Source organism: Pseudomonas sp. GZD-209, assembly GCF_049310485.1.
In the GTDB taxonomy this organism is placed as follows: Bacteria; Pseudomonadota; Gammaproteobacteria; order Pseudomonadales; family Pseudomonadaceae; genus Aquipseudomonas; species Aquipseudomonas sichuanensis.
The window spans coordinates 1-22,101 of record NZ_JBMOWQ010000061.1; the positions used below are offsets into that span (position 1 = coordinate 1).

15 protein-coding genes are annotated in these 22,101 nt (G+C 60.9%); all 15 read right to left on the reverse strand.

Translation table 11 applies throughout. From position 1 onward, the window contains the following. Window positions 1–134 precede the first annotated feature (134 nt). Window positions 135–5,240 (reverse strand): glycosyltransferase, encoded by a 5,106-nt coding sequence (locus ACO6VM_RS09255; protein WP_422403175.1) that lies wholly within the window; start codon window positions 5,238–5,240, stop codon window positions 135–137. A gap of 100 nt (window positions 5,241–5,340) precedes the next feature. Beyond that, the gene (locus tag ACO6VM_RS09260; protein ID WP_422403176.1) at window positions 5,341–6,402 is read right to left on the reverse strand and encodes an NAD-dependent epimerase/dehydratase family protein; all 1,062 of its coding nucleotides are present in this window, start codon (window positions 6,400–6,402) and stop codon (window positions 5,341–5,343) included. Window positions 6,403–6,464: 62 nt separating this feature from the next. After that, on the reverse strand, window positions 6,465–7,784 hold the full coding sequence (locus ACO6VM_RS09265) for an FkbM family methyltransferase (protein ID WP_401056397.1): 1,320 nt from the start codon (window positions 7,782–7,784) through the stop codon (window positions 6,465–6,467). Between the two features lie 92 nt (window positions 7,785–7,876). Further along, the gene (locus ACO6VM_RS09270) at window positions 7,877–8,791 is read right to left on the reverse strand and encodes a hypothetical protein (protein WP_422403177.1); all 915 of its coding nucleotides are present in this window, start codon (window positions 8,789–8,791) and stop codon (window positions 7,877–7,879) included. Beyond that, window positions 8,791–10,071: a hypothetical protein gene (locus ACO6VM_RS09275; protein WP_422403178.1), complete on the reverse strand. Its 1,281-nt coding sequence runs from the start codon at window positions 10,069–10,071 to the stop codon at window positions 8,791–8,793. The genes ACO6VM_RS09270 and ACO6VM_RS09275 overlap by 1 nt, the downstream gene beginning before the upstream one ends. After that, complete coding sequence (locus ACO6VM_RS09280) at window positions 10,068–11,048, reverse strand: hypothetical protein (protein WP_401056403.1); 981 nt, start codon at window positions 11,046–11,048, stop codon at window positions 10,068–10,070. The genes ACO6VM_RS09275 and ACO6VM_RS09280 overlap by 4 nt, the downstream gene beginning before the upstream one ends. A 70-nt stretch (window positions 11,049–11,118) precedes the next feature. Next, window positions 11,119–12,177: an FkbM family methyltransferase gene (locus ACO6VM_RS09285; protein WP_401056404.1), complete on the reverse strand. Its 1,059-nt coding sequence runs from the start codon at window positions 12,175–12,177 to the stop codon at window positions 11,119–11,121. Continuing rightward, entirely contained in the window at window positions 12,167–12,925 is a 759-nt protein-coding gene (locus ACO6VM_RS09290; RefSeq protein ID WP_422403179.1) for a TylF/MycF/NovP-related O-methyltransferase, read from the reverse strand. The genes ACO6VM_RS09285 and ACO6VM_RS09290 overlap by 11 nt, the downstream gene beginning before the upstream one ends. After that, window positions 12,922–14,727, reverse strand: coding sequence for a thiamine pyrophosphate-binding protein (locus tag ACO6VM_RS09295; protein WP_401056408.1), 1,806 nt, complete (start codon window positions 14,725–14,727; stop codon window positions 12,922–12,924). The genes ACO6VM_RS09290 and ACO6VM_RS09295 overlap by 4 nt, the downstream gene beginning before the upstream one ends. Before the next feature lie 26 nt (window positions 14,728–14,753). Continuing rightward, window positions 14,754–16,652: an N-acetylneuraminate synthase family protein gene (locus ACO6VM_RS09300; RefSeq protein WP_401056410.1), complete on the reverse strand. Its 1,899-nt coding sequence runs from the start codon at window positions 16,650–16,652 to the stop codon at window positions 14,754–14,756. Further along, on the reverse strand, window positions 16,649–18,013 hold the full coding sequence (locus tag ACO6VM_RS09305; RefSeq protein ID WP_323828350.1) for a CBS domain-containing protein: 1,365 nt from the start codon (window positions 18,011–18,013) through the stop codon (window positions 16,649–16,651). The genes ACO6VM_RS09300 and ACO6VM_RS09305 overlap by 4 nt, the downstream gene beginning before the upstream one ends. Then, window positions 18,010–18,702 (reverse strand): sugar phosphate nucleotidyltransferase, encoded by a 693-nt coding sequence (locus ACO6VM_RS09310; RefSeq protein WP_401056412.1) that lies wholly within the window; start codon window positions 18,700–18,702, stop codon window positions 18,010–18,012. Before ACO6VM_RS09310 ends, ACO6VM_RS09305 begins: the two co-directional genes overlap by 4 nt. Continuing rightward, complete coding sequence (rfbH, locus tag ACO6VM_RS09315; protein WP_401056414.1) at window positions 18,702–20,024, reverse strand: lipopolysaccharide biosynthesis protein RfbH; 1,323 nt, start codon at window positions 20,022–20,024, stop codon at window positions 18,702–18,704. Before rfbH ends, ACO6VM_RS09310 begins: the two co-directional genes overlap by 1 nt. Then, window positions 20,017–21,093: a CDP-glucose 4,6-dehydratase gene (gene rfbG, locus ACO6VM_RS09320; RefSeq protein WP_401056416.1), complete on the reverse strand. Its 1,077-nt coding sequence runs from the start codon at window positions 21,091–21,093 to the stop codon at window positions 20,017–20,019. Before rfbG ends, rfbH begins: the two co-directional genes overlap by 8 nt. Continuing rightward, the gene (rfbF, locus tag ACO6VM_RS09325; protein WP_110991873.1) at window positions 21,075–21,845 is read right to left on the reverse strand and encodes a glucose-1-phosphate cytidylyltransferase; all 771 of its coding nucleotides are present in this window, start codon (window positions 21,843–21,845) and stop codon (window positions 21,075–21,077) included. The genes rfbG and rfbF overlap by 19 nt, the downstream gene beginning before the upstream one ends. Window positions 21,846–22,101 lie beyond the last annotated feature (256 nt).

Sequence of the window (22,101 nt, forward strand, 5' to 3'; positions counted from 1 at the left end):
GCCTCTTCGCGGGTAAACCCGCTCCCACAAGTACAGCGCAGTACTCACATGTGGGAGCGGGTTTACCCGCGAAGAGGCCGGAACAGGCTCACCGCCAGGCCCTCACCGGAAAGAGCGAGGGCGTCAAGCCGGGATCAGTCCGCCAGCCAGGCCTTGTGCCAATTGCTCAGATTGTCGCCTTCTAGCATCCAGCCACCCAGCACTGCATTGCGCAGTGCATCGCCCGCCTTGGCCGTGGCGTCCAGATCGCTGATGTGCATGCGGATGGCCTCCACCCAGCTACGGAAACGGTTCTTCACCAAGGTCACTGGCAAGTCGTTGTATCCCTGGTAGCAACGCAGGTCGCTGGCGATCACCGGGAAACCGCAGGCGCCGTACTCCAGCAGGCGCAGGTTGCTCTTGCACTCGTTGAACAGGTTCTGCTCCACGGGCGCAAGGGCCAGGTCCAGATTCATTCTGGCCAGCGTCTGCGGGTAATTCTCAAGCGAAACACCCTCGTGGAACTCATGGATATAGGGCCGCAGCTTATCCGGGCACATGCCGAAGAACACCCACTCCACCTCGTTGGCCAATTCCTTGACTACGTCGGCGATCACTTCCAGGTCGCCGGAGTGGCTCGCCCCACCCGCCCAGCCGACACGCGGCTTGCGCGACTGCCGGCGTTGGGCTTCAAGGCCTTTCCAGAAACGGCCATCCAAGGTGTTGTGCACCACCCGGATGTCGCCATGCAGACCAGCGAAGGCCTCGGCCAGCGGCTGCGTAGAGACGACGAAGCGGTCCACATACGCCAGGCCGCGGCGCAGGGCGCGCAAAATATCCTTGGGCATCTCCGCCCTGTGCACGCTCTTCAGCGGCAGGTTAGGCAAATAGTCGTCCAGCTCGAAGACCTTGAACGCCCCTGAAAACGCGTGCATCCGGCGCATGTGCTCAATCTGCTGATCGCCAATCTGGCGCTGCAGCACGATGCTGTCCGGCTGGTAACGCTCAAGCTCAGCTGGCGTCAGGTGAGCCCAGGACAGCTGCCCCTCGGCCAGCCCCTCGCGCTTGAGCGCAGCGAGCGGCTGGATAACCCGGTAATTGCCACACCCCCCCTCATCCGCCGCATGGGCCAGGATCGTCGGCAGCGGCTTCCAGGACGACAACGGTCGCCAGCTCAGCTCGGCGCACTCCAGGCCGAAGCCATTGGCGCACGACAGCGAGAAGTTCGGGTTGTAGAACGGATCTCGCGCCAGTGCAGGCAGCCAGCGTGCATACAAGGCGTCTTCTTCCTCGGCGCTGGCCGGCGTTGCGGCATCCTCGCTGAGCAGCAACTGCACACGCGGCGTCCAGACGTTCAGGTAGCCGGCACGGTGCAAACGCAGGCACAGGTCGACATCGGTCCAACGCTGCAGCTCAGGCGCCTCGTCGAAACCGCCCAGCTCCTGGAACAGGCCTTTGTTCACCAGCAGGCACTTGCCGCTCACCGCGACATAGTTCTGGTCGATCTGCAGACGCTGCATGTAACCAGGGGCATCCATCGGCTGACCGGCAAAGGCTTCACCAACCGGGCCGTTCAGGCCGAGCACGAAACCGGCATGGCTGATGGTTGCCTCCCCCGCTACCAGCTTGGCCCCCACTACGCCGACTTCTTGGCGCATGCCGTGGTTGAGCATCTGCTGCAACCAATCGCTATCGAGTACGGCAGCGCCTTCGTCCAGCCACAGCAGGAAGTCACCACGTGCCTGCGCGGCGGCCTGGTTGCGCATGCGCGCCGGTGCCATCCCGCCAGGGAAACGCATGCAACGAATGGTATCGACACCGAGCTGGGCAACACCGTCGAGCCAGCTGTTCACCGCAGGGCCGGCATCATTCGACGCCAGCAGAAGCACCTCGTAGTTGCGATGGGTGCTCTTCTCCAGAATGGTTTCCATGCAACGCTGCGCCCGCTCCGGGCTGTTGCCCTGAAGCAGGATCAGGATGCTGACCGATGCGTCGCTGGAGGCGCCGTAGTCGAGGTCATAACGCCCGGGCAAACGAGACTCGACGCGAGCCTGGGCAAAACCGCGTGCATGCAAATGACGCAGGATCACCCCGCGCTCATCCGGGCAGTCGCGCAGCGACGGGGCATTGCTGATCAACAGCGGCTCGCTGATATGCCCCAGCCCCTCGAAACCGGCTGACTCGATCAGGCGCAGGATGTAATCCAGCTCGATTGCCTGGCCCGCCTCCTGACGGAAGCCACCCATCTCCAGCCACACCTGACGGTTGAACAGCCAGTGGCGCGACATGCTCGCCGGCAAACTGAGCAGCAGATCAAGGTTCAGATCAGGACGCAGCGCAGCGCCAATTTCCGCGCCACCGGCACGCAGCGCTTCATCACCGTAAACTGCCCGACAGCCTGGCGCTGCCAACAGATCAAGCGCAGCAATCAGCAAGCCGCTCGCAGTGAACTCACTCCCCGCCTCTACCAGCATGAACCAGTCGAACTCACCTGCCTGAACCACCTGGTTGAGCTGGTCGCTCAGGCTGGCATCAGTCAGTCGCAAGCAATGCAGTTCGTTCTGCAGCCCGGTCGAGGGCGCCTCCCCTGCTGTCAACGCGATGATTTTCACTGTGGCATAGAGGCAGTTATCGCGACTCAAGCTTTGCACGGAGGCATTCAATGCATCCATGCGGCCATCAGCGTCCAGCACGATGATCCCGATCACCGGACCGCCCTGATGCGCTTGCAGACGCTGTTCGATCAGACGGCTCTGCATGGCATCCGGAACGCGTTCGTCCAGCCAGTCCTGCAGTGTCGCTGCCTTGGGCTCTCCACTCAAATGCTCCAGCATTTGCTGGCGCCCGCGCTTGATTTCTTCGCTACCGTAGTCGCAATGGCGTGCATACAACTCGCGGTAAAGCGCGGGGTAATCTTTGAGTGCCTGTTCCGAACGCCGTGCAGGTGCACTGACATCCCGGCGCATGCGCACTTCCACTGTCTCGCAATGAATATGGTTGAATGCGCTGCGAGCGCTCAAACGCATGAGGAAATCCCAATCCTCCAAACCTGCCAGCGATTCGTCGAAGTCGCCCACCGCAAGGGCAAGTGCACGTGGGCAGGCAAAGGTGTTGACTGGGATGTAGTTGTTAACCAGCAAACGCTCCCTGGAGTACGCCTCGTGGGGATAGCGTTGCTCACGCGCCACCTCGCTGCGCTTGCCCGCCGCTATCGTTTCCTCAACGAACACAGCATCCGTATACACCACAGTGTCGGGGTGCTCAGCCAGCGCTGTAGCCAATGCTTCAAGATGGCCAGGCAGATACAGATCGTCATCGTCCAGATAGACGACATACCGGCCACGGGCTAGTCGCAAGGCGCTATTACGGGCAGCGGCTGGGCCGCGGTTACGACCTTGGCGGATATAGGTGACAGGGAAATCGTACCCAGCCAGCAGCGATTCGACCGGGTTGCCGTTGTCATTGACCAGGATGACTTCGAAGTCCTTGAAGGACTGCCGGCCAATACTGTTCAGCGCATCCCTGAGCAGTTCGGGACGGTTGAACGTGGTGACAATGATGGAGAACATCGCCCGCTCAGCGTCTTCAGCCAAGGCTTCCAGACGCCCGCACAGCTGCCGCACCCGCTTGCCCAACGCAGTACCCTGCTCGTGCGGATAAAGCGTCAGCCTGCGCTTGAGATGAGCAGCAACCTCACGCTCATAGCCTTTCAGGTGCCCCTCGTTGCCACGTTCGAATACGCCCTCGAGAATACAGGTATGCCCTTCCAGCGGCGCCGAGGAAACATAGAACTCATGGGAGTGCTGCGCCGCATGAACGCGATAGCTCACACCCGGCACGGTGGTGAAAACGAAGTCAGGGAACAACTCCCCAAGCTGAACCATGAGCTGCCAGTCACCCGATCCACGAATTCTGACATCACGGCGCCAAGCCTTGAAAAAGGCGTCCCGGCGAATGATCGCCGCAGAGGGGGTGATATAGCTGTCGTAAATCAGAAGGTCCGCAACCTCATTACGCCCGCCACTGTAATCTTCACTGCGATGGCCGGGGTGGCTAGGCCCTTCTACAGGATCGCCCTGCTCATCAACCCAACAGATTGGGCTGTAACCCAGGGCATGCTGCGCATTGCTTTCCAGAATAGGGAGCAGGCGCATGACATGACCGGGATTCATATAATCGTCGGCCATGAACAAGACTATGTATTTGCCCTTGGCGACCCAAAAGCCATTCTGAGAACTGTTTCCGGCCCCGAAATTTCGTCGGTTGCGCATGTAGCGCACCCGCGTATCAGACGAAAACTCGGCCATGACCGATTGCGTGTTGTCCGTCGAAGCATTGTCCACAACCAGGACTTCAATGCCCTCGACACCCTGATCCAATACGGACCGTACCGCCTGCCCCAAATACCGACCATAGTTATAGGCCGGAATCACGACGCTCAATAACGGCGCAACACCACGCACCTCAGAGGCGTCCAGCGCAATGCCCGACGTCAGCGCATTGATCCAGAAATCGACGGTGTAAGGATAAATTCGCTCATCCGGCCGAGCACTGCCCTGCATGAGAAACGACCGCAGGCGACTCGCCAGTGCCTCGTATTCCGCCCATGCCATGCCATCAAGGAAAGCGAACAAGTCTGCTCTATTGCTAAATACACTGCCGTCTACATAGCAATCACGCGGGAACCACTCTGGCAGCGAAGTGGCTGCGGTATGTACAGGCACGGTGCCCGACAACAGGCAAGACTGCCACTGAGGGGACAACCAATCAGCTAATTCGGGCTCATGATCGCACAGCGCAAAGTGCGCTCGCTGCAACTCGATATCGTCGCGCCCAAGCACACAGGCCTTTCCTTTGAAAGCAGGGCGCGAGTCCAATTCAGCAAGCGGCAGTTCCAGCGGCTGATTGAGTCGCACCAGGTGCTGGCCTGTGAACGCCTCTTTGGCAGGTAAAAAGACTCTGTCGAACTGCTCGAACAACTGCGCGTCATCCACCGAGCTCTCTAGCCGCATCAGATAGCTACGCGTAGCGGAGGATAAAGTCAGCTCCCCCGTGCCTGCATAAGCCAGCTCAATCAGCAGCACACTGTCATGGTGACCGGCGACGTCCGATACAGCGATTCGTTCGAAGACAAGGCCGTTGCCGTTGCCATAGGCCTGCAACGGGCCAAGAGGAAATAGGGCCTGCAGCTTCTGCCATTGCTCATCGCTGATGAGGAATGCCTTTTGCTCCTGCCCCAGCTGAACCCCGGCGATACCCACTCGCCAAGGCGCACCCTGGCAACTACCGCCTGCAATTGAGGCCCAATCCATCACGCATCCCCTCTGTCACGGCCTCGCTCACACGCAGCCTCGTTGAAATTCAAATGCCATAACCCACGGATTTCGCCCAGACAGCCATGCTGTCGATCGACTGATCCAGGTTGGTCCAGACATCCAGCCCCACCCCGCGGGCCTGGCTGATATCCGGTACATAAAACGAAGGAGCCGTACCCTCGGTACGCCCCATGATCAACACCTGTTTTCCTGGTGCCACTCGCGCGACAACGCGATGTGCCAGATCAGCAATGCTGATCGCCTGATCGGAGCCCACGTTGTAGGCTTCGCCGGCTTTGCCGCTCACCAGCAACGCCAGCAGCCAGGCGGCCAAATCTGCACCGTGCAAGTAACTGCGGACTGCGGTGCCACAAGAGCGGATCACGACCTGATCCGCACACAGGGCATCACGAACAAAGTTGCCAATGGCAAAATGGCCATCGAGCGGCAGGCCTGGCCCGGAAAAGGCAAAGCAACGCGCCATGATTACGTCAATGCCGTGAGTCTGTGCATAAATCGCGCCCAAGGTTTCCTGTGCCCGTTTACCTTCGGCATAGGCACTCCCTGCACTGTTGCTGGCACAAGCGCCAGTGAAGCCTTCGGCGACCCCGGCGCCCTGATCTGCACCTGCCCGCAAAGCCCCATACTGTGCACCCGAGCCTGTCAGGAGCACGCGGGCCCGAGTACGCACCGCCAAGTCGAATACCCGGCGCGCGCCGGTGACGATGGTGTCGAAGATTTCCAACGGTTTGCCATGAGCCGCCGAGGACGTCTCGGTTGCCGCATGAATAATCAGGCTCACAGGCTGCCCCGGAACGGCCAGCAGTTCACGCACGTCACCGCTGACCCAATGCAGCCAGGCGCAATCACGGTAACCGGGCTGTGCATCGAGAAAACGCGATGGGTTGCGTGACAGAACCGTGACCGTCACCCCTGCGCCTTGCTGGTTCAGTTGTTGAAACAACGCCAACAACCACAAGCCAAAAAAGCCTGTACCGCCGGTGACCAACACATGCTGCCCAGCCAGCGCGTTGTGCAAACCCAGCGTGGAGGGAATGGCCTGCAACGCGCTGCTGATAATGGGTGAAGGCAAGGAGAAACTAGGCATTGGCGTCAGGGGCTCATAGTAATTGGGAACGAGGGGTAGAGATGCCGCCGCGGCCTGTTGCCCTAATAGAAATACAAGGTGATGTCTTCGAGGATGTCCGCGTATAGACGAATGCCCACTCTGTAGTCACCGCGGATGGACTGCACTTCATCCATCAAGCACCAATAATCGTCGGAACGATGGTAGGCACAGACAGCCAACACGGGCTTGTCGCGCTCGATGATCGTACGCGCCCCCCGCAAGGCAGAGGCTTCCATGCCCTCGATGTCGAGCTTGAACAAGCCAACTTTGCCCGGCACCACGGCATCCAGAGGCACGCCCTGTATGAAAGAAGTGATGTTTGCGGGCACATCACTGCTCAACTCGCCGGCAATGTCATACGTCAATTCAGGCTGATAGACAGCTCGGCTGGGCACTTCGTCCAGCCCCATGTTGAACAGCCAGACATCAGGGCGATTGGCGACACTCTTGAGCGCTTCGTAGTACGCCGGTAACTCGGGCTCGAACAGCCAAGCCTGCTCGACCGGCCCAAAATGTTTCTCCAGGCGATGCAGGGTATCGCCCGCTGCTGCACCGGCGTCCACAAAGCGCGCCGCTTGTTCAGGCCGTACAAATGCCTTGTCGAAATACTCTTCATCCCAAGGCGACTTGGCCTGTTCTGCACAGGCGATCGACAGGCGAGTTCGCATGCCAATCAACGCATCAAAAACCTGGCGTGACGGCTCATCATCCAGGCACAGGAACGCGGAGATGAAGCGCCAAGGGTCACGCAACGGCGCTTCGACAAAACTTGAAAATTGCTCGCAACCCAAGCCCGGCCCCGGGCCATCAAGTGCGTACAGAAACTCGTGCATGTTGACCAGACGAATCCCCGGCACCTGGCTCAATTGCCTGGAAATGGCGTTGCCATGCCGGCCACTGGCAACAACGACGACGGCGTTCTCAAGCGAAAGACTGGAAGGATGAGAGATCGAAAGCCCTTCCAATGAACCACCGTCCTTGGTCCGGTCATTGTCGATAAATCCTTTGACTTCAAGATTGAGCAATTGCGCGTGACGTGCCAAGCGCAAACCGACCTTGAAGGCGCCAAAGATATAGAACCCCTCATTCAGCCAGTCGCGAGCCTGGCGCTTGAACGCCGCCAAATCGGCCAGGCCGGCCTGCGCGTCCAGCAAGCGCCTGATATTGGGGTAGTCATCAAGGCGCGATAGCGCCTGCAGCCTTGATGGCTGCCTGACCACGATGTGGTCTTGAGCATCACGCAGAAGCGCATCCGACCAGCAAACCGGCACACGCTGGCCTGACGCAAGTGCGAAGGAATAGATGCCACCTTTCTGCATCTTGGAAAAATCGGCACCGCACAAGGACAAGCCAGCATTCATCTTATTACCTGCCTAACAGATCAGAACGGCCAGGGGCTGCCATCCTGCAACAAAAAATCAACCAAACACCTGAAAAAATGCGCTCGCCCTTGTCAATCAATAACGACGTTGAAAAGTGCATGTGCGCGTTGCGGGTAAAAATCCACCAAACGTGGCCTTATACGCTCCAGCCTCTCGGAAATCCATTGATTCAAGATTGGGCTTGGATCAAGCAGTAGCTTTTCCTTTGCAATCGTGGCACTGCTGTTAATCTCGACATAGCGCCGGGCAATATCCAGCACCTGCGCATCATCAAGATAATTCAACATCACCGAAACATCAGCCGGCGGCACATCGAGACGATCGAGCGCATACTCAATCGCCAATATATCGTTGATGCTTTGCAAATAGGTACGCAGCCTGACATTGCCTGGCTCGACAAGGTAGTACTGAAGCCGCCCATACGTTGTCACAAACCGGCGCTTGCAAAAATCATAGACGCGCAGAAAGTGCTTCATCTCCGAAAAATTATCTCGGACGGTACCCAGGCGATCGGTCAGTACACCGCCACCGTAATAAAACATATCGGAAAAAATCGAGGCCACCTTGGGTGAGGTGTTACCAGGCACCACAGAAATATCAAACGCACGATCATGAACTGTCAGTGAGTTCAGGTGATGAGGGTAGCCCTGAGCGAAAGCCGCCTCAGGCATATCCACAAATTTCAACGAACACAACTCACTATCCGCCAGCAGTATATTCACCTGCCCGGCAATATGCGCCGCCCCCAGCAGAGGGGTTTTATTATTGATAACGTCGTACTGATCTGAGCTTATGGCCTTCTGCGGCTGGTAAAATGCCAGCAAATCATAATCAGACGAAGCATTGCCCATACCAAGAGGTATGGAGCCCATCAGCGAGTAGCACACAATGCGCACTGGACAGTGCCGCTCCATTCGCTCAATGACATCGTCCACCTGCTGCTGCAAATCAGGCTTCGCACACACATCAATTAGTTGCGCACGCATTATCGAGCCACCCACTCATCCAGTACAAAATCACACGCCTGCGGCACATCGCCCGACCGTGCGAAGCGATCGGAAATGCGATACAAATCCCTGACAGCTCGATCAAACTCGCTTTCTTGATAACCGTGCTGAACTGAACACCCCAGCACGGCAAACGCTTGAGCCAATGGCTCAAGATCAGCGCTTTCTGCCCGCAGTCGAACGCCGCTAAGGCTAACCCTGCCGGTCTCACTGAAATTTTTCAGCACGAGGGCACGGCATGACTTCAGCAACGTCTCATAAAAAGCACTGTCTGCCCGATAGGGAACTCTCAGAAAGTACGAATGCATCACCGGATAAGGCAGCTCGGTGATGTTTGAGCGCAGCATGCAATCGATCAGTGCTTTCAACGCAGGCCGATTGAGGTAGGCCTCATAGTCCGCATTGGCTAGCTTGAGCGGAACCAGTGAGCGCTTGCGATGGATCAGGAACGCTGCACGGTGCTTGCCGCTGTCCATGTTGAAGTGACTTTCATCACTATTCCAATCCGCGTTGACCGCATGATTCACAAAGAACAAGGGATCGACCGACTCGGTTTGCCGCATGCGCTCATACACCTGCCTACGGCTTCTAAGCACGTTTTCCACCCACGCGTCTGTCTGCGCGATACCGAATTGATCAGCCGCGTTGCGACAGTAGAGGTCCAGGTAATGGTTCGGGGTTGCGTCAGCCTCGCCATCGAACCACTTGAACAGCTCCAGGTAGGGGAACAGGGTAAACACCGGGCTGTCCTTGAACAGCCCATTGCCGTTTCGGCGTGCACAGACCAACCAGGCGGGTATCCACGCCAGCACCTCACCGTCGTCGGCACTGATCAGCGCATCATCCTTGTACTCCGGACGAAACAGCCCATGCAACGCGGGAACTTCGACGGGCAGGGTCAGCTGCTCGTCGATGATAGCGTTGTGAACACTTGCCATCTGCGCCCGCTCTTCAGCGGATCGCCACGCCATGTTGGAGCCGTTTACCGGGCAAAAGACAACCCGCTCGAAACCCTCTGCCGCCAAACTCAGTGCAATGCTTTCGTGCTCGAAAATATTGTTTACACAGACGATAACCAGTGCCGCTTTATCTGCATCGGCGACACGGCTGACCGGCAGCCCCTCGTGATGGGCTATCTCGGCAGCACGCTTGTCAATAAAGCCGATAACATTGCAGCGCCCCTTCAGGTAGCGCGAGACCATCGTTCCACGATGGGCGGCACCGTACAGAACTACCGGCGTATCAGACGTCAGCATCATAGCGGGCATACCCCTTCGAGCAGGCGCAGGAACTCAGCGTCTGGCTCACGCTCGAGTACCGGGAATGACATGAACGCCGGATGCTTGACCACAGCCGGGAGCGATTGCAACTGCCTGCAATAATCCATCAGCGCCTGCGCCTGGTGCTCTCTGAAATAAGCGTCCCACTCCGCTCGCTTCATTTTGAGCGGAATGCCATCGAAGCCCTGACGCTCCAGGTAGAAGGCGCGGTGAGAGCCATCGAGGATATTGAAACGATGCGAGGCACCATCAAACACCGCGACCGACGCAGCCTCGCGATAATAGTGCCCCATATCAAAGAAGGTTTTCGCGCGATAGAAATCCAATTGCTCTTGGGTAAACAATTCATCACAAGGCAGCAGCGCCTTGACCGCCGGATCATCCAGGCGGACATTGGTCGCCTTGTCGATAACGTCCTGTTCCTGGCCTTGCCACTTGAAGTAATCAGCGTAATCGTGCTCGATGCCTTCGTAGGAACGCCTTACGGTATAGACATAGTCCTTGTGCACGATGGCAGTCACATAATCTGAAAACGCGCTCAACAGGTAGTCGCCGGCACGTACGGTATACAGTTCGTCAAAACTGCAGAACGGCACTGCATAGTCACCCGAATAAAATGCGTTCCATGCCTGCGTCATGGCCGCCGCCCTTTCCCCACGAAGAAACACAGGCAGGTGCAATACCCTGTTGTAGCCGACGCTGTGCAAGGCACGTGCAATGGCCGGGTGGGCAAGGCCATTGCCTATCGCCACGAACACCAGCGCATTGCCATTGCTTTGAATGCACGCCTCCACCGTCATCACCGGGACCGGCGCATTCGTTACGCCTTGCGGATTGCGATCGATGATGGCGCGAACATTCACGCCGCTTTGCATCAAGCGCCGGCAAAAACCAACACCTATCTGACCGCCACCGTAGATAACGACTGGCTCGTCTATCGTCGAAGGTTTATTCATTGACCGCACGTCCAATTTCCTTGCAAAGCGACCGCCAGGCATTTCGCTGATGAAAAAGCAGAGTTGCTGCTCACGGCTTTCCAGGTATCGCGTAGAGCACTGCATCAAAGGTACTGGGCGAGTGACAGCGCAGGTAGAAGCGGTAGCCCAACGCATAGCCTTGCAACTGCTCGGCTATTTCCCAGAGGTGCTCCGCACGGTGATAGATGCTGATGGCCAGGTGCGGGCGATGTGTACGCAGCAGCGCCTGCGCGCCGCGCAGCGCTGCCGGCTCTTCGCCTTCGATATCCATCTTGATGAAGTTCGGCGCAAATCCCGGCAAGGCATCATCCAGGCGCACACAGCACACCGGATTGCCGCCAGATTCGACCAGGTGACCACCCGCCCCCAGGCTGGGGTCATATCCGCTCAAGCGGTTGCTGTCGGACACGCCGCAAGGGAAGTGGATCGCGCCCGGCACCTTGCCAAGCTGCGCCGTCAGCTGGCGGTAGTTATCCAGATCCGGTTCGAATGTCGCAAGGCTGGTGAAGGCAAACCCGGCAGCCAGCAATTCCTCAACGGTGTCGCCGACGTAGGCACCGCAATCGATAAAGCGCAGTGGTTCTGGCAAGCGCGGCAGGTCTGCCGGGAAATACTGCTGGCCGGTAACCGCAGGAAGGCAACGCGGATCACCCAGGGTGCGGTACTCGACGATTGCGTCCAACAGCTGCTTGCTGGCTTCATCCTCAAGCGCAGCGCGCAACGCTGCAATACGCGGTGCATGCTGTTCATAGAATGCGGGGGCAACCAGCCAGTAACGAAATGGCTGGTCTTCTGGATAAAGGCGTACGAACTCGACCAGGCTGACCAGACGGCCAAACCCCAACGCCTCCAGATCATCGAAAATGGTCTTGGTATCCACATGGGCGTTGAACACCCCGATCAGCACACAGGCTTTAGCCGGGTCATGCCTGGCAGCCCAGCCCTGAGCGCTGAAGACCGGCACACCGTCCACTTCACCCAGGCTTTCATCGCGATCGAGAAAAGCATCCACGCGCTGCCCACGAGCAGCCAGGTAGTCCCGTACACGCCGCCCGGCGAGCCTGCCCCCATAGATCAGCAGGTGGTCGTAGCCGAACTCATTCGCCATGATCCGCTACCTTGATCAGCACGGCATGCCCATTGAGGTTATGCAGGAAGCGATACCCGCTGTTCTGCGCGACGAACTCATCGACCATGCGCGTCACCCCTTCACAGCCGTAGAACCCGTAATCGTCGAACACCACCACGGCGCCGCGCACGAGCCTGGGGGCAGCCCAAAGCAATACATCGCGGGCGGACTCGAAAACGTCCACATCGATATGCAGTAACGCCAGCCTGTCACTGACCTGCTCGGCATTGCGCTCTGGGAACATGCCGACCAGCACGCGCACGCTGTCTTGCACTTGGCAACGCTTGGCCAACTCCAGAACCAGATCAACACCGGTGTCGGCATGCTCGCCGCCGCGGTAGTTGGTGTCCTGTGCCCCGGCCTTGACCACGCCAGTGAACGTATCAGCCAGGAACACCCTACGCCCCTCACGCTGACCGGCCATTGCCAGCAAGCACCCGGAGCCACCGCGCCACACGCCAACCTCGAGGAAATCACCCTCGACATGCTCAAGTTGACGCGCCAGCGTCCACAGCTCGTACAAGCGCATGATGTCGACCAGCGTGTGCTGACGCACGCTCTCGTAGGTGTTCAGAAACGCGCTGTCATTGACCCAGGGCGCGTGGCTGGCCATGGGCAGCACGCGGGCGTGACGCACCCGCGGCGATTTTTCGTGCGCCCAGTCGCGCTGGCTACGCAGGTAGCCGTAGCACAACCCGGTCAAGCGGCGATTGAGCCACACTTTCATGCCCCGGCATCCAGCGAAACGGCCATCTGCTGCGCCAGCTCTTCGCGGCTGAGGAACGGATACAGGTCTTCCAGGGCACCGGTTACCGGCTTGCCATTTTCATCCATGCGGGTCATGACCCGCGGAATCCGTGGCTCTTCAACCTGGACCAGCACCTCGATGATCACCGGGCCATCGCGCTCCAGCACAGCTTGGAGGTTGGCCTGCAGGTTGGCATGCGACTCGATGCGCGCGTAACCCACGCCATACGCACTGGCCAGCTGGGCCAGATCCGGCAGTTGCAGGCCACTGGTGGCATCGGCACCGACCAGCAGGTTGAAATGCGCACTTTGCGATGCACGAATCGAGGCATAGCCCTGATTGTTGATGACGAAGCATTTGACCGGCAGCTTGTGCGCGGCCAGGGTCGCCAGCTCCTGGATGTTCAACTGCAAGCCACCGTCACCTTCAACACAGACGGTCGGCTGGCGCCCGGAGGCCAGGCACGCGCCGATTGCCGACGGAATGCCAAAGCCCATCGAGCCCGTGCCACGGTTGTGGAAGCAGCGCTGGCCCTTCTTGAGGCGCAGATTGAGCAGGAACAATTCGGAAGCGAAACCCGAACTGCCCGGCGCGATCACGTCACCCTCATTGAGCAGCGAGGACAGCTGGTCGGTGAAGTAGTACATGCTCACGCCCTGGCTGTCGTCAGCGTGCTCGCTCTGCAGCAGCGGGTATTGCTCGCGCCACTGCGCGATGCGCGCCAGCCAGTCGGCGTAGGACGGCAGGCGATCACGGCCGATTTGCGCAGCCAAGGCTTCGATGAAGGGTTTGACGTCAGAGACTACCGACACCTCGATGGGCATCTGCAGCTTGGCGATTTCCGCAGGGTCGATATCCACCACGACTTTCTTCGCATAGGGCGCGAAGTGAGCATGGTTGTAAGCGGTCAAGGCCATGTCCAGGCGCGAGCCAAGGACAATCAGCAGGTCGCAGTTCTGCAGCGCAAAGTTGGCCCAGCGCGGTGCAATGGAGCCGGGACGGCCACCGTAAAGTGGATGCTCGTCTTCGATGATGTCCATGGCCAGCCAGGTCGGCATGACCGGTACGCCCGCGGCTTCGATCAACTGGTTGAATGCGTCAACCGCACCCGCCATGCGAATGCCGCTACCGGCGATGATGCCTGGGCGTTTGGCTTGGCGCAGCAAACTCAAGGTTTGCGCAACCGCCGCGCTGATGTCCGGTTGCTCGCTAGCCGCAGGCAACTGCGCCCGGCGCAGGGTCGCCGGATCAATCCGGGCAGCCTGCACGTCTAGCGGTACATCCAGCCATACCGGGCCACGACGGCCGCTGAGCGCGGCATGTTCAAGCAGGTCGAAGACCTCGGCTACCGCCTCGGGATCGGTCAGGGTGACCGCCGCCTTGGTAATCGGCTCGACAATCGAAACGATGTCGGCTTCCTGCACGCCAAGCATGCGCAGGCCAGTACCGGCTTTGAGGTCAGCACTTTTGACCTGGCCGGACACGAAGAACACCGGTGTCGAGTCCAGCCAGGCACCGAGCACTGCGGTAACCGTATTGGTCGCACCCGGGCCACAGGTGGTCATGCACGCCGCCGGCCCACCGGTGAGCTTGCCGGCAGCTTCAGCGGCAATCGCCGCCGCCTGCTCGTGCAGGCACAGCACCGGCTCAAGTTCAGGGTGGCGACCCAACGCGTCGTTGAGGTGCATGGCACCGCCGCCTGGCAGGAAGTAGACCTGCCCCACGCCCAAACGCGCCAGGCGCTCCATGATGTAGTCCGCTACACGGATAGTCTGTGTCACCTTGAATTCCCCCTCGAAACCGGCGCTTAAGCAAGCCGCGTCAAATACTGCAGTGCCGACCAGAAGCCGGCACCATGATCCTTGTGCCCTTGCCAGACTTCAGGAATGAAGCTGACCTCGGGATGTTGGCGAATCTGTGCCCAGCTGGCCGGCCAGTCGATGTCGCCGGTGCCCATCAGCACGCCTTCGCCGTTGGTGCCCTTGGCGTCGGCCACGTGCAGGTGCGCCGAGTGCGGCAGCAGCAGCGCCAGTGCGGCCTGGAAGTCGAGGCCGAAGTGGAAGCAGGTCATCTGCAGGTGCGACAGGTCCAGGCACAAGCGCAGGCCGTGCTCGCGGGCCTGGGCCGCCAGTTCGTCGGGCATCATGAAAATGTTCTGGTGGCGCTGGCCGCCGAAGTGCCAGGGGAACGGCGCCATGTTCTGCGGGATCAGCTCAGTGCCGGCGAAATCCACCTGGCGGCAGGCCTCATGGAAACGCTCGTAGAGCTCGGGGCGCATGGCCAGCGGGCGTGGCGCGTCGGCAGAAAAACCACCGATGTTGGCGACGATCAGCCGGGCATCGGCGGCGGGGAAGAACTCGCCGATCTGCAGGGTGGCATCGACCACGCGCTGCAGGTTGTCGATGGAGCGCCGGCGATAGGCCGGGTCGTCCGCCACCAGGTCCAGCAGCTCGCTGTTCTCGAACAGCTCCGGGGCGTGTACCACCAGGCGCGAGCATTCCACCTGGGCCAGGAAGGGCTGCGGTTTCAGGCTGAGGTCGCGGTAGGACAGGTGGAACTCGAACAGGTCCGGCTCGATGCGCCGACGGTAATCGAGGAAGTCGTGATAGCGCACCGGCACACCCCAACGAATCGGCATGTCGAACGCCAGTTTCTGCTCGGCGGGTTGTTCCTGCAGGTCGCTCTCGAACAGGAAATCGCCCTGGGCGATGTCGCGCTGGGCGGGCTTGCCCAGCAGCTCTGGCAGCCGGTACGGCGCCAAGCCCTGGCCGGGGCTGGCGATACGCAGCATGCCCGGCTCCAGGACTGCACCACGGGGGATTTCGCGCGCTGCGATCACGCTCTTGCCGAGGTTCTCGCGGTTCAGCAGTTCCCCTTGGCTGGCATGACGGCCAGGGCCTTGCCATGGCAGCGCCAGCTCCAGCTGGCGAATGCCGTCCACCAGTTGGCGGAATTCGGTAGGCTCCAGGCTGGCCAGGTGATCCGGGCCTTCCATGTTGCGGTCCAGAGTAATGTGGCGCTCCACCAGCTTGGCACCCAGGGCCACGGCACCGAGGGTAATGGCGATACCGCGCTCATGGCCGGAATAGCCGATCAGGCCGTGCAGCTGCTGCAGGCGGCGCAGGTAGCCAAGCTGGATATCCCCTTCCGGCGCCGGGTAGGCGCTGTTGCAGTGCAGCAGCGCGAAGGGCGTACCCAAGGCATTGAGCTGTTCGATGGCACGGATGATTTCGTGCTCGAAGGACATGCCGGTGGACAGGATCAGCGGCTTGCCCAGGCTGGCGGCCTTGGCGATCAGGTAGGGGTTGCTCAGGTCCGCCGAGGCGATTTTCAGCGCCGCCACGTCGAACGCTGCCAGGGCATCGACACTGGGTTCATCCCAGGGGGTGCACAGGTAGGTGATGCCCTGTTGCGCGCAGTAGGCGCGCAGTTGGCGGTGCTCGTCGAGACTCAGCTCGACCTTGTCCAGCAGGTCCTGGATGTACTCCACGCCGAGGTCTTCGGCACGCGAGCCATCGGCCTTGCGCCGGTACAGCGCCTCGCGGTTGCGCAGCTGGAACTTGACGCAGTCGGCGCCCGCCGCGATGGCGGCATCCACCAGTTGTTTGGCCAATGCCAGCGAGCCGTTATGGTTGTTGCCGGCTTCGGCGATGACATAGACGCGCTCGCCACCCAGGGCGATGCCGTCGAGAATAATCGGGGTCATTGGATTTTCGTCCGCCAGGAAGTAACACCGCAGGACTCGAAGCGGAAGCCTTGAGTCTGGCAGCCCAGTGCGCGCACCGCATGCACCACTCGCTGGCGATGCTGGGGTTGTACGTAGAACAGGAAGAAGCCACCGCCGCCGGCGCCGAGCAGCTTGCCGCCGAGCGCGCCGGCCGCCAGTGCAGCGGCGTAGATTTCATCGAGGCGCCCATGGCTGATGGCCGAGGAAAAGCGCTTTTTCAGGCGCCAGGCTTCGTCCAGGCACAGGCCGAAATCGCGCAGCTCGCCGCGAATCAGATAGCGGTGCATGCGCCGGCACAGCGCCACGCTGGCGTGGAGCAGGTCGGTTTGCGAGGCCTCGGCCTGCATCTCCTCGCGCTGCAGATCATGCAGGCGGCCAGAGTCGTGGGAGATGCCGGTGTCGCACAACACCAGGCAGGACTCCAGCTCATTGCGGATCGCCTCTTCCAGGCGAATCGGGTGCACCAGGTTGCGCTGGTTCTCGAATTCGATCAGGTTGAAGCCGCCGAAGGCCGAGGCGTACTGGTCCTGCCAGCCACCGGCGATGCCGAAGCACAGGCGCTCGGCCTGGAACGCAAGTTCCGCGATCTCGTAGGTGCTCCAGCGATCCTGGCGCAGTTCGTTGAATACCGCGATGGTGGCCGTGGTGGCAGCGGAGGAGCCGCCCAGCCCGGAGCCCACCGGGAAGTCCGAACGCAGGTAGAGGTCGAAGCCGTATTGCGGCTTGATCACCGAAACGATGGTCGCCAACAGGCTTTTTTCACTGGCGGCCAGCAGGTCAGCCAGGGAGTCGTAGTCCTCCTCGCGCCCCAGGTCCTCGGAGAAGATGCGAATGCCACGGTCGCCCCGGGGAACCAGGGTGGCATGGGCATAGAGGCCGACGGTGCAGCTGAGCACCGCTGCCGGGTGGTCGATGAAGAAATAGGTCAGGTCGGCACCGCCGCCGCAGAAGCTCATGCGTACCGGCGCACGAGCCCGTGCCAGCACCGGCACTTCCGGGCTGGCCGCCATCAGGCGGGTGTAGACCTCGACCAGGCGCCCCTGCTCGTCCACGGCCGGGATGGCGTTGAAACCAAGGTCGAATGCCTTGAGCAACTCCTCGCGCGACGCATCGGCCTGAACGGCGCGGTAATGGCTGTTCATGCAGGTGGTTACCGGCAGGTCGGTCTGGCCGCCCTGCAGCAGGTGGCGACGTACGTCACCGTTGGTGACCACACCCAGCAAACGCTGATCGTCGGCCACCACGAAGGCGATCTGCAAGGCGCCGGCCTCGATGCACTTGACCGCATCAAGAATGCTCTGGCGTTCGCCAATGCTCAGGGTCTGCACCAGCAGGCTCATAGCGATGTATCCGGAAAAAATTCGTCGGTGTAGCGCGCGAGCGATTCTGGCGTGCCGATATCAATGAAGCGCCCGTTGTAATCGACAACGGAAACGGCCTCGCGCTGGAGCAACTCGGGCAACAGATCGTGCTCCATGGAGCACGCGCCAACGGGCGTGGCGGCGAAGGCCGGCGCGGTGAAGGCATATACCCCCGCGTTGATCAGGCCGGGCCCCTGCAGGCCCTTTTCCTGCAAGCCAGCCAGGTGCCCCGTGGCATTGAGCGCCAGGCTGCCATAACGGCCGCGGTCATCGACCCGCGCTGCCAGCACGGCATTGCCTTCGCTCAGCATCATCTGCCGATAACCTTGCGCGTCGACAAAGGTGTCGGCGTTGAGGACCAGATACCGCCCCTGAGCCGGTTGCTCGCGCAACGCGTTGAGCAGTGCGCCGCCCGTGCCCAGTGGGCTCTGCTCCACCACCAGCGACAGTGGCAGACCCGCATGGCGAGACAACTCGGCAAGCTGCTCGGCCACCTGTTCGGCGCGGTAATGCGCGCACAGTACGCCTTCGCTGATGCCGGCACGGGCCAACTGGCTCAATACGCGCGCCAGAAAGGGCTCACCGTGAACGGGGACCAGGGCCTTCTGCGCGTCCGTGACGCTGCGCAGGCGCGTACCGAAACCGCCACACAGGACATAGGCGCGCATCAGCACAGCCTCTGCAGGAAGGTTTCGAGGCTGCGCGCCGCATGCTCCAGATGGTCATCGCTCAAGCCCGGCCAGAGGCCGATCCAGAACGTGTCGTTCATGATCTTGTCGGTTACCGGCAGCTCGCCGGCAACCCGGTATTGCTGCCCCTGCATGTACGGCTGGCGGGTCAGATTGCCAGCGAACAGCAGGCGTGTACCCACACCCTGCTCATCCAGGTAGCGCAACAGCTCGACGCGCTTTACCCCACAGCCGTCGCGCAGGGTGAGCGGATAGCCGAACCAGGAAGGGTCACTTTCGTGGGTGGCCTGCGGCAGGATCAATTTGTCCGCACAACCGGCCAGACGCTCGCTGAGCCAGGCGAAGTTGCGCTTGCGCGCGGCAACGAAATCATCGATCCGGTCCATCTGCGCCAGCGCGCATGCGGCCTGCATGTCGGTGATCTTCAGGTTGTAGCCCAGGTGCGAGTAGGTGTACTTGTGGTCGTAGCCTTCCGGCAAGCTACCCAGTTGCCAGCAGAAGCGCTTGCCACAGGTGTTGTCCTCGCCCGGGGGGCAATAGCAATCGCGGCCCCAGTCGCGGAACGACTCAATGATGCGCTTGAGCAGCGGAGAGTCGGTGAACACCGCTCCGCCCTCGCCCATGGTGATGTGGTGCGCCGGGTAGAAACTGAGGGTACCGATATCACCAAAGGTGCCGACCATGCGCCCTTGGTAAGTGGAACCCAGGGCATCGCAGCAGTCTTCGATCAGCCACAGGCCGTACTTGTCGCACAGGGCGCGGATCACACTCAGGTCGAAGGGGTTGCCCAAGGTATGGGCCAGCATGATGGCCTTGGTCTTCGGGCCGATGGCCGCTTCGATCAGTGCCGGGTTGATGTTGTAGGTACCCATCTCGACATCGACGAACACCGGTACCGCGCCGAACTGCAGGATCGGGTTGACGGTGGTTGGGAAACCGGCGGCAACGCCGATCACCTCGTCGCCCGGCTTGATCGCCCGGTCGCCGAGGCGTGGCGAGGTCAAGGCGGAAAACGCCAGCAGGTTGGCCGACGAGCCGGAGTTGGTGGTGAGTACGCAGCGGCGCCCCAGGTACTTGGCCAGGCGCTTTTCGAACGCCTCGTTGAAGCGCCCGGTGGTCAGCCAGCCATCCAGCACGGCCTCGGTCATGGCCTGCAGTTCGCCCGCACCGATCACCTTGCCGGCTGGCGGAACGCTGCTCTGCCCGGCCACGAAGGGTTTGGGCGCCATCTGCAGCTCGGCGTAGCGCCCGACCAGCTCGGCAATCTGTTGGCGCAACTGCTGCGCCGTACTGTCACTCATGGGTTCCGCCTTGGTGAACCGCGAGCTGCTCGCGGGTAACGATGTTCATATCACGCCCTGCGCGCCAGGCCAGATGCCAGTCGAGGGTATGTTTCAGGGTGTCATCCAGCGACCAGCGCGGCGCCCAGCCAAGCCTCTGCCTCGCCTTGCTGGAGTCCAGGGCCAGCAGACCGGCTTCGTGCGGCTGGGCATCGCTGGCAACCGACCAGCGCGCCTCGCCTGGCCATCGGTCGGCAAGGCGTTCGACGATTTCGCCGACGGTGGCCAGCCCTGCGCTGTCAGGGCCAAAGTTCCAGGCTGCGGCATGCTGCTCGGCGTCAGTGAGCAAGCCCTGCGCCAGCTGCAGATAGCCCATCAGCGGGTCGAGCACGTGCTGCCAGGGCCGCGTCGCATCGGGATAACGCAAGGTCACCTCTTGGCCGTCCTGCCAGGCGCGAAAGATGTCCGGCAACAAGCGGTCGGCAGACCAGTCCCCGCCCCCCAGCACGTTGCCCGCGCGCGCAGTGCCCAGGGCAACGCCAGAGGAACGCAGGAAAGAGTCGCGGTAACTCGCGCACAGCAGCTCGACACAGGCCTTGCTGCTGCTATAGGGATCGAAGCCGCCCAGGGCATCCTGCTCCCGGTAGGGCCAGGGCCACTCGCGGTTCTCGTAGCACTTGTCCGTGGTCACCACCAGCACGCCACGCACGGACGGCGTGGCCCGCACCGCTTCGAGCAGGTTGAGCGTACCCATGACATTGGTTGCGTAGGTGTCCGCAGGCGCACGATAGGATTCACGCACCAGTGGCTGAGCGGCCAGATGCAGCACCAGTTCGGGCTGAAAATCCTGCAGGGCTCCGGCCAGGGCCGAGGCATCACGGATATCGGCAAAATCGCCGGGAACCTGCTGTTGCAACTGCGCAACCTGCCACAGCGATGGCGTGGTTGCGGCAGGCAAGGCGAAGCCGCGCAGTTCGGCGCCCAACTGACGCAGCCATACGGCCAGCCAACCGCCCTTGAAGCCGGTATGCCCGGTCAGCAGAACGCGGCGCCCCGCCCAGAATGCCGGATTCAGCGCCATAGCTGCCATGCGGCTTCGCCGTTCTTCCAGTGTGCTTCGAGCAGCATGCGATCACGCAGGGTATCCATCGGTTGCCAGAAGCCACGGTGCAGGTGGCTCATCAACTGGCCGTCCTCGGCCAGACGACGCATGGGCTCGTTTTCCCAGGTGGTGCCATCGCCCGCGATGTAATCGAGCACAGCCGGCTCGAGCACGAAGAAGCCGCCATTGATCCAGCCACCGTCGCCCAGTGGTTTCTCCTGGAAGCCGCGTACCTGTTCGCCCTGCACATCCAACGCGCCATAACGCCCCGGCGGCTGCACGGCGGTAACCGTGGCCAGCTTGCCGTGCTGCCGGTGGAAGTCGATCAGTCGGGGAAGGTCGACGTCGGATACACCGTCGCCGTAAGTCAGGCAAAAGGTTTCATCGCCAACGTACTCACGGACACGCTTGAGGCGGCCACCAGTGGCGGTGTTTTCGCCAGTATCCACCAGTGTCACCCGCCAAGGTTCGGCATGGCGGTTGTGGATATCCATGCGGTTTTGCGCCATGTCGAAGGTCACGTCCGACATGTGCAGGAAGTAGTTGGCGAAATACTCCTTGATCACGTACCCCTTGTAGCCCAGGCAAATGACGAAGTCGTTGATACCGTAGTGCGAGTAGATCTTCATGATGTGCCAGATGATCGGTTTGCCGCCTATTTCGATCATCGGCTTGGGGCGCAGGTGGGATTCTTCGCTGATGCGTGTGCCCAGCCCACCGGCCAGAATGACTGCTTTCATTGTGCTGTTGGTCCGCATTGGTCGGAGGGGTGACAAAAAACTGTCCCCTGGCCCTTTATGCTAGCCAAAGCAAAACGCATGCCTGCTTTAAGATGGCGGACACTGCGGAATCGGTTTTGTCCCTGCGGACTTTTTGATGAATGCCAGCGCCGCTCCGGCGGCTAAGCGAGCGCGGCACGGATGGGGATGCAGGCTACCTGTACCGGCCTCTTCGCGGGCAAGCCCGCTCCCACAGGAACAGCGCAGACTTCTAACT

Coding starts and splice junctions, on each gene's coding strand:
- ACO6VM_RS09260 (WP_422403176.1), bottom strand. CDS start 6,402: ATGCCTAGTTTCTCCTTGCCTTCACCCATTATCAGCAGCGCGTTGCAG.
- ACO6VM_RS09265 (WP_401056397.1), bottom strand. CDS start 7,784: ATGAATGCTGGCTTGTCCTTGTGCGGTGCCGATTTTTCCAAGATGCAG.
- ACO6VM_RS09270 (WP_422403177.1), bottom strand. CDS start 8,791: ATGCGTGCGCAACTAATTGATGTGTGTGCGAAGCCTGATTTGCAGCAG.
- ACO6VM_RS09275 (WP_422403178.1), bottom strand. CDS start 10,071: ATGATGCTGACGTCTGATACGCCGGTAGTTCTGTACGGTGCCGCCCAT.
- ACO6VM_RS09280 (WP_401056403.1), bottom strand. CDS start 11,048: ATGAATAAACCTTCGACGATAGACGAGCCAGTCGTTATCTACGGTGGC.
- ACO6VM_RS09285 (WP_401056404.1), bottom strand. CDS start 12,177: ATGGCGAATGAGTTCGGCTACGACCACCTGCTGATCTATGGGGGCAGG.
- ACO6VM_RS09290 (WP_422403179.1), bottom strand. CDS start 12,925: ATGAAAGTGTGGCTCAATCGCCGCTTGACCGGGTTGTGCTACGGCTAC.
- ACO6VM_RS09300 (WP_401056410.1), bottom strand. CDS start 16,652: ATGACCCCGATTATTCTCGACGGCATCGCCCTGGGTGGCGAGCGCGTC.
- ACO6VM_RS09305 (WP_323828350.1), bottom strand. CDS start 18,013: ATGAGCCTGCTGGTGCAGACCCTGAGCATTGGCGAACGCCAGAGCATT.
- ACO6VM_RS09310 (WP_401056412.1), bottom strand. CDS start 18,702: ATGCGCGCCTATGTCCTGTGTGGCGGTTTCGGTACGCGCCTGCGCAGC.
- rfbH (WP_401056414.1), bottom strand. CDS start 20,024: ATGAGTGACAGTACGGCGCAGCAGTTGCGCCAACAGATTGCCGAGCTG.
- rfbG (WP_401056416.1), bottom strand. CDS start 21,093: ATGGCAGCTATGGCGCTGAATCCGGCATTCTGGGCGGGGCGCCGCGTT.
- rfbF (WP_110991873.1), bottom strand. CDS start 21,845: ATGAAAGCAGTCATTCTGGCCGGTGGGCTGGGCACACGCATCAGCGAA.